This is a genomic window from Nocardia barduliensis (assembly GCF_013315795.1).
GTDB lineage: Bacteria > Actinomycetota > Actinomycetes > Mycobacteriales > Mycobacteriaceae > Nocardia > Nocardia barduliensis.
On sequence record NZ_JABLTE010000198.1, the window covers coordinates 1 to 7392 of the forward strand.

Genomic DNA, 7392 nt, shown 5'->3' on the forward strand with positions numbered 1-7392 from the left:
CCGGAGACGACGAGCACCTTGTCCTGCAACAACATCAGCCCAGCATCCTCTCCGCCACGGCCACCTGCCGCGCCGCGATCCGGGCCCGCCACTGCTCCGGCGTGACGCTCGCCTGCTCGTAGAACGGCAAGCGGGCGGGCAGGTCGGCGACGGGCACCACTTCCACCGTCGGCCCGTCGTCCGGCTTCATCTCCCGCGACAACCGCTGCCAGCGGAACTGCAGGTATCCCCTGGCGTGCCCGGTGCGCTCGATCCAGTTGGCCAGACCGGGGTCGCGTTCGCTGACCACCAGCCGGATCATCCCGTCCGGGTCCACCTGCGCCTGGTCGGCGGTGAGGCTGGTCTGGTGGTTGATGTAGTCCAGCGACAGATACCACATGCTGCCGAGCTGGAAGCCCTGATAGGGGGCGTCGGACTTGGGCACCGTGATGATCATGGCCTGGTCGTCGTCCAGGTCGTAGTGACCGACCGAGGAGAACTGCGTGCTCAGGCCGCCCGGCGTCGGCCTCGGCTCGGTCAGCGTGTTCACCGGCAGGTTCAGATAGAACCATTCCGGGAAGGCGAGGAAGGTCTGCAACCGCGACACCAGCATCTTGCCCGCCACGCCGTACCGCTTGGTCAGTACATCCTTGGTCAACGGCGGCGGCGCGGCGCCGATCCGGTCCACCCGCTGGATGCGGATCGTGCCCGCCTTCTCGCTCGCCCAATCGCTGTGCACCTCGCGCACCACGAGCATCGCCGCGTCGTCGCCCAGGTGCACGTAACCGCGGCGCGCTTCGCCCGGTCCGAACCGGAGCTCGTAGGACCCGTCCGGGCGGATGTCGAGTTCGCGGTCGTCGAAGGCGGTGAGGCTGTCGGGCACGTCCACCGGCGAATAGTTGCCGTTGAGCACCTGGAAGCTCAGGTCACGGGTGGTGCCGCGGGTGCCGGTCACCACGTATTCCGCGTCCGGCCGCAGATAGGAGTGGAAATAGAGGGTGTCGGGGTTGTCCAAGCCCATCTTGGTGTAGGGGCCGGTGGACATCACGAAGAACGGGAAGTCCCGCTCGTAGGCCCAGGCCATCTGCAACGACGCGCGGATGCTGCCCGCCAGATAGTCGTAACCCTCGACGAGGTCCTGTTCGGTGCGGATGTGCGCGGCTCCGGTGATGATCTGCTCGGCGGCGGCGATGGCGTCCGCGAACGGCTGTGTCAGCAAGAGGCTCTCTCCGGTGTTCCAAATATGTACCACTCTGGTACATTTCGATTACAGAAAGATTAGAACGTGTTCTAGGAGTGGTCAATGGTCGGCCGTCGGTCCGCACCCACCGCACGGGTGGTTCAGGTCCTGGATTTCTTCGTCGAACAGCGCGGGAAACGATTCGGGCTCTCCGAACTCGCCCGCGAGCTCCACCTCGCCAAGCCGACCTGCCTGGGCATCCTCACCGAGTTGACCTCGGGCGGTTACCTGGTGCGCGACGCCGACACCCGCACCTACGGGCTCGGACCTGCGCTGATCGCCGCGGGCCGGGTGGCGCAGGACAGTTTCGCCATCTCCGCCCTCGCCCGCGTCGAGCTGGAGAAACTCTCCGCTCGCTACCACACCACCTGCACCGCGTCGGCGGTGGTCGGCGAGCAGATCATGGTGCTGGAGAGCACCGGCCCCGGCCTGGTGAAGGTGGGCGCGGCCTACCATTTCGCGCCGCCGGTGGGCCTGATGTACGTGCTCTGGGACACCGACGCGGCGTTCGACGACTGGCTGGCCAAGCCGCCCGCGGTGCCGCTGCGGCAGGACGAAACGCGCCTGCGCCGCGTCGTCGCCGAATGTCGCGAGCGCGGCTTCCTGGTGGAGAGCATGACCACGGCCGGGCGGCGGCTGTACTCGCTGCTGGCCGGGGTCGCCGACCGCGATCTACCGCCCGAGCTGCGCGAACTGGTCGGCGAGCTGGTGACGAGCCTCGGCGAGCGGGTGTACCTGGGCGCGGATCTGCGGCCGCGCAAGGAGCACGCGGTCAGCCTGCTCGCCGCGCCGACCTACGACGCCGACGGCAGGCAGAACATGGTGCTCACGATGTACGTCGGACGCTCCATCACCGGGGCCGAGATCGCCCGCCGCGGCACAGCGCTGGTAGCCGCCGCCGACGCGGTGACGGTGAACTCGGGCGGACACAAACCATTGACCAGTGACCGAAACGTGTTCTAGTTTTGCGGTGTGAGCCAGTACGCGAAGTCGACGGCGAGCACCTACGAGCTGCCCCACCTGGACGCGCTCGAGGCCGAGTCGGCGCACATATTCCGTGAAGTGGCAGCGACATTCGAGCGCCCGGTGTTGCTGTTCTCCGGCGGCAAGGACTCGGTGGTGATGCTGCACCTGGCGGCCAAGGCCTTCTGGCCCGCGCCGCTGCCGTTCCCGGTGCTGCACATCGACACCGGGCACAATTTCGACGAGGTGATCGCCTACCGCGACGCGACAGTGGCGCGCCTGGGCCTGCGCTTGGTGGTGGGGCGCGTGCAGGACGACATCGATGCGGGACGGGCGGTGGAGGAGACCGGGCCGCGCGCCTCCCGCAATCGCCTACAGACGACGACGCTGCTGCGCTCGATCCAGGAGGGCGCGTTCGACGCGGTCTTCGGCGGCGCGCGGCGCGACGAGGAGAAGGCCCGCGCCAAGGAGCGGGTGTTCAGCTTCCGCGACGAGTACGGTCAGTGGGATCCGCGCAGACAGCGCCCCGAGCTGTGGAACCTCTACAACGGCAGGCACCGCGCGGGCGAGCACATCCGGGTGTTCCCGCTGTCGAACTGGACCGAACTGGACATCTGGAGCTATATCGCCGCCGAGGGCATCGAACTGCCCCCGCTCTACTACGCCCACCGCAGGCCGGTGGTGCAGCGCGATGGAATGCTGCTGGCGCACACCCGTTTTCTCCACCTGCTCGACGGCGAGCAGCCCTACGAGGCCACCGTGCGGTTCCGCACCGTCGGCGACGCGACCTGCACCGGCTGCGTCGAATCCACCGCGGCCACACCCGCGGAGGTGGTCGCCGAGGTCGCCGCGGCGCGGGTCACCGAGCGCGGCGCCACCCGCGCCGACGACCGCATCTCCGAGGCAGGCATGGAAGACCGCAAACGCGAAGGCTACTTCTGATGACGACCACACTGTTGCGCCTGGCCACCGCGGGCAGCGTCGACGACGGCAAGTCGACGCTGATCGGCAGGCTGCTGTTCGATTCCAAGACGCTGTTCACCGATCAGCTCGCCGCGGTGGAGCGCACCAGCCGCGACCGCGGCGACGACTATCCCAACCTGGCCCTGCTCACCGACGGCCTGCGCGCCGAACGCGAACAGGGGATCACCATCGACGTGGCGCATCGCTATTTTGCCACGCCGAGAAGAAAATTCATCATCGCCGACACCCCGGGGCACGTGCAGTACACCCGCAACATGGTGACCGGCGCCTCCACCGCCGACTTGGCGCTGATCCTGGTGGACGCCCGCAAGGGCGTGGTGGAACAGACCAGGCGGCACGCGTTCCTGGCCAGTCTGCTCGGCATCCCGCACCTGGTGCTGTGCGTGAACAAGATGGACCTGGTCGACTGGTCGCAGGAGCGGTTCGAGGAGATCCGCGAGGAATTCGCCCGGTTCGCCTCCAAGCTCGACGTCTCCGATCTGACCTTCGTGCCCGTGTCGGCGCTGCACGGCGACAACATCGTGCACCGTGGCGCGAGCATGCCGTGGTACGAGGGCACTCCCCTGCTGCACCACCTGGAAGAGGTGCACATCGCCTCCGACCGCAACCTGATCGATGCGCGCTTCCCGGTGCAGTACGTCACCCGCAGCCACGCGCAGGACTTCCGCGGATACGCGGGCACCGTGGCGGGCGGGGTCTTCAAGCCGGGTGACGAAGTGGCGGTGCTGCCGTCGGGTTTCACCACTACGGTGGCGGCGATCTGGGGGCCGGGCGGCGCACCGGTCGCGGAAGCGTTTCCGCCGCAGGCGGTCACCATCCAACTCGCCGACGAGCTGGACATCTCCCGCGGCGACCTGATCTGCCGTCCGAACAACCGCCCGAACGCGGGCCGCGATCTCGACGCGATGGTGTGCTGGTTCGCCGAGGACATCCAGCTGACACCCGGCGCCACCTATACCATCCGGCACACCACCCGCGCCGCCACCGCCGAGGTGCGCTCCCTGGACTACCGGCTCGACGTCAACACCCTGCACCGCGACGAGCGCGCGGAGTCGTTGTCGCTCAACGAGATCGGCCGCGTCCAGCTGCGCACCCGGCAGCCCTTGCTGTTCGACCCGTACCGCCGCAACCGCGCCACCGGCAGCTTCATCCTCGTGGACGACACCACCAACAACACCGTCGCCGCAGGCATGATCACCGGTCCGAGCCTGCCGTCCTCCCGGGTGGTCTGGCACTCCACCGCCGTCGAGCGCGACGAGCGCGCCACCCGCGGCCTGACGGTCTGGCTGACCGGTCTGTCCGGCTCCGGCAAGTCCACTGTCGCCGTGGAATTGGAGCGCCGGTTGGTGGCCGCGGGTCGCCCGGCCTTCCTGCTCGACGGCGACAATCTGCGCCACGGGCTCAATTCGGATCTCGGGTTCAGTGCCGCGGACCGGGAAGAGAACGTCCGCCGCGTCGGCGAAGTAGCGAAATTGTTCGCCGAAGCCGGTGTGGTCGCCGTCGTCTCGTTGATCAGCCCCTACCGCGCCGACCGCGACCGCGTCCGCGCCGCGCACGAGGCCGCGGGCATCCCGTTCCTCGAGGTATTCGTAGACACGCCACTGGCGGTCTGCGAAGCCCGCGACCCCAAGGGCATGTACGCCAAGGCCCGCGCCGGCGAGATCCGCGACTTCACCGGCATCGATGCCCCCTACGAAGCACCGACCGAAGCCGAAATCGTCCTACGCCCCGATCACGGCGACCCGACATCGATGGCGGCGACTGTTATCGCCAGGTTGAGTCGCATGGACTGAGCACGCACGTCGAAGGGCAGACGGCCATCGTCCGTCTGCCCTTCGACTTCCCCGATTCGTCGCCGAGCCGCATTCGTCCGCGGCCGAACGTCGATGCCGTTCGTGGATCGGCTATCCCCTCCATAGTCGATACACGAGGCCGACGTTCGGGCGACGACCCCCTAATCGGTTCGGATACGAGCGTAGAGCGATAGGATTCGATTGTAAAGCGCTAGGCGACTAGCCGATGCGCTCTGATCCTTTACCGCCGGATACCATCTATGCACAGTGACGGGCCGGCTCGGGAGGTTGGTGCACAGATCGTGTCTGGCGAGGGAGATGAGAGCAGCGAGGAGCCGACGGAGGACGCGGGCCCCATCGCGCGGCACCTCAATCGGGTGATCGACGTTGCGCAGCAGCGGGATTCGCGGAGCTACTCCAACAAAGACATCGCCGAGCGCTCGACCGCGCTCGGCTATCCGCTGAGCCCGGCCCAGGTCTCGCACATCCGGCTCGGACGCGTCCGCAATCCCAGTTTCCGCACCATCGAGGGCATTTCCGTGGCCTTGGGCGTGGACGTGCGCGAATTCCTCGACGGCGCCGCCGCACAGCAAGCCGACATCGAATCCCGGCTGGGCGCAGAGCTGTCCGAGGCGGGCGTGGAGGCGATCGGCTTCCGCCTCTCCGAACTCAGCACACTCAACGCGCTCGGCAGGTCGACGTTCGGCAACATAGTCGGCAACATCCTGCGCGATCTCCAACAGCACGAACTCTACCGCCGACCGGCCGCTCCGGATGACGGTGAGAAAACCACCGGCACCTGAGCGATCGGCTATCGCCGATCGACGCGGTTTTCGAACCGATCGGGTTTCGGAGCGTAATGCTGTGCCGACCGGCTGGCCGTTATGGACCTCCGCGAGGTCAGCGCACCGACCCGGCCCTGTGACCGGCGACATCGGGCAATCGGGATCAAGATCGGCAACCGATCGCGAGAATTGAAGGCATGTCGACAGGGATCGTCTCAACGTTGGTTACGGGCCTGCTGCCGCTACTCGGCGCGGGGCTCGGCGCATCGGCAACGGTTATGGTGCAGCGGAGTTCGGCGCGTGCGGCGAAGCTCAAGTTCCTCGCGGAGAGTCACCTTGCCCGCAGAGATGAGCTGAAGTCAGCGATCATCGACTACCTCGAGACCGCACAGCGACTCCAAGGAGAACTCGATATCCGAGAGCGCGGAGAGACCCCCGCCGATCTCAAGCGACTCATCGAAAGCGTCTGGCTGGCCGAGAAGCGGGTCGAGCTCATCTGCTCAGACGCCCTGCGGGATCGCGTAATCGCTCATGCCCGGGGATTGCACGACGTCGTTCGGGACCCGGTGACCTACCCGGACTGGTGGGCGCACTGCTCGTCGCTGCAAAGCGACCTCCTCGCACAAGCAAAGGCAGAGCTGATACCGAAGCCCGATTGGTGAGGCGGTCAGCAGACCCGCCCACCCGATACCGCAACACGTCGGCCGGGACACCGCTGCCCGGCTGGCGCGCAGATCGCGTCGAGCACGCGGAGCACACAGGCAGGTGGGGCGCCTTGCCAGTCAGAGTTGCAGATCCGCCGCTGAGATTCGCGGCGCAGGTCCCGGTCGAAAGGTCGCTTGCGCTATCGGTCGGCGGAGCGCCGTATAGGACTCCAGCGCCGCGGCGATGGAGTCGGCACTGCGCAGGGTTCTCGCCAGGACGATCGCATCCTCGATGGCGGAGGTCGCGCCCCGTCCCGCTGCCGGCGAAACGGCGTGGGCGGCGTCGCCGATCAGGACGGTATCCGCGTTGTGCCAGCTTCCCTCGGGTTCGAGTTCGTACAGTGCGATCGGCGCACTCACCTCGGAACGCTCCAGCACCTCCGCCACCGGGGTGGCCCGCAATGCCTCGAGAAACACGTCGGGGTCGACCGCCGAAGCCGCGGACGCGACGTTTCGCCTGCTGAACCAGAACGATCCATCACGGTCGTCCCCCACATACCCCACCACACCCGCCGAGTGCGACCAGAAGTGCAGCACGTGCCTCGGTAACCCACGCGCCGGAACCGGGCAATGTCCGTACCGGATCGATTGGCCCGTGTAGGTGGGCTCGCGAAGATCACCGAGCATGCGCCGAGTGGCCGAACGAGCACCGTCCGCGCCGACCAGCAGATCACCTGTTCGCCTGCCCGGATCGGCGCGAGTTCCGTACTCGCACGGAATGCTCGCTTCTTCCAAGCGTTCTCGCAGCAAGGCCAGCAGATCCTTGCGCCACACGTGGGTACTGGACCAGCGATGACCGGGCTCGGTCCGGGCGAAGGATCCCGTTCGCCCGGTGACCAGGTCGACGGTGCTGACGCTGACCACCGGAAATCCGGCCGCTCTGACCCGCTCGCCCAGACCGATCCGGTCGAGCGCGGTCGAGGCGGCGGGGCCCAAGGTGACCC

Annotated in this window: 7 protein-coding genes; 5 read left to right on the forward strand and 2 right to left on the reverse strand. The window is 67.5% G+C overall.

Annotation, left to right across the window (positions count from 1 at the left end; translation table 11 throughout):
* Nucleotides 1–34 precede the first annotated feature (34 nt).
* Entirely contained in the window at nt 35–1198 is a 1164-nt protein-coding gene (locus tag HOV91_RS37930) for a hypothetical protein (RefSeq protein WP_174190022.1), read from the reverse strand.
* An 84-nt stretch (nt 1199–1282) separates the two neighbouring features.
* Here HOV91_RS37930 and HOV91_RS37935 point away from each other — a divergent pair, with 84 nt between their 5' ends.
* The 5 genes from HOV91_RS37935 to HOV91_RS37955 all read left to right on the forward strand — a co-directional run bounded on the left by HOV91_RS37935 (nt 1283) and on the right by HOV91_RS37955 (nt 6406).
* Nucleotides 1283–2182 carry a helix-turn-helix domain-containing protein gene (locus tag HOV91_RS37935; protein WP_174190023.1) on the forward strand — a complete coding sequence of 300 codons (900 nt, stop codon included), beginning with the start codon at nt 1283–1285 and terminating at the stop codon, nt 2180–2182.
* 9 nt (nt 2183–2191) lie between these two features.
* Complete coding sequence (gene cysD / locus HOV91_RS37940) at nt 2192–3124, forward strand: sulfate adenylyltransferase subunit CysD (protein WP_174190024.1); 933 nt, start codon at nt 2192–2194, stop codon at nt 3122–3124.
* On the forward strand, nt 3124–4959 hold the full coding sequence (cysC, locus tag HOV91_RS37945; protein WP_174190025.1) for an adenylyl-sulfate kinase: 1836 nt from the start codon (nt 3124–3126) through the stop codon (nt 4957–4959). Before cysD ends, cysC begins: the two co-directional genes overlap by 1 nt.
* Nucleotides 4960–5261: 302 nt before the next feature.
* A complete protein-coding gene (locus HOV91_RS37950; RefSeq protein ID WP_174190026.1) occupies nt 5262–5762 on the forward strand; it encodes a helix-turn-helix domain-containing protein in 501 nt (166 codons plus the stop codon).
* Nucleotides 5763–5941: 179 nt separating this feature from the next.
* Nucleotides 5942–6406, forward strand: a complete 465-nt coding sequence (locus tag HOV91_RS37955; protein ID WP_174190027.1) for a hypothetical protein — start codon at nt 5942–5944, stop codon at nt 6404–6406.
* 120 nt (nt 6407–6526) lie between these two features.
* Here HOV91_RS37955 and HOV91_RS37960 read toward each other — a convergent pair.
* On the reverse strand, nt 6527–7392 hold an 866-nt coding region (locus tag HOV91_RS37960), incomplete at its 5' end, for an FAD-dependent monooxygenase (protein ID WP_174190028.1).

What these genes read in the sequence shown, in the direction of transcription:
- cysC (WP_174190025.1), top strand. Translation starts at nt 3,124, where the DNA reads ATGACGACCACACTGTTGCGCCTGGCCACCGCGGGCAGCGTCGACGAC.
- HOV91_RS37935 (WP_174190023.1), top strand. Translation starts at nt 1,283, where the DNA reads ATGGTCGGCCGTCGGTCCGCACCCACCGCACGGGTGGTTCAGGTCCTG.
- HOV91_RS37955 (WP_174190027.1), top strand. Translation starts at nt 5,942, where the DNA reads ATGTCGACAGGGATCGTCTCAACGTTGGTTACGGGCCTGCTGCCGCTA.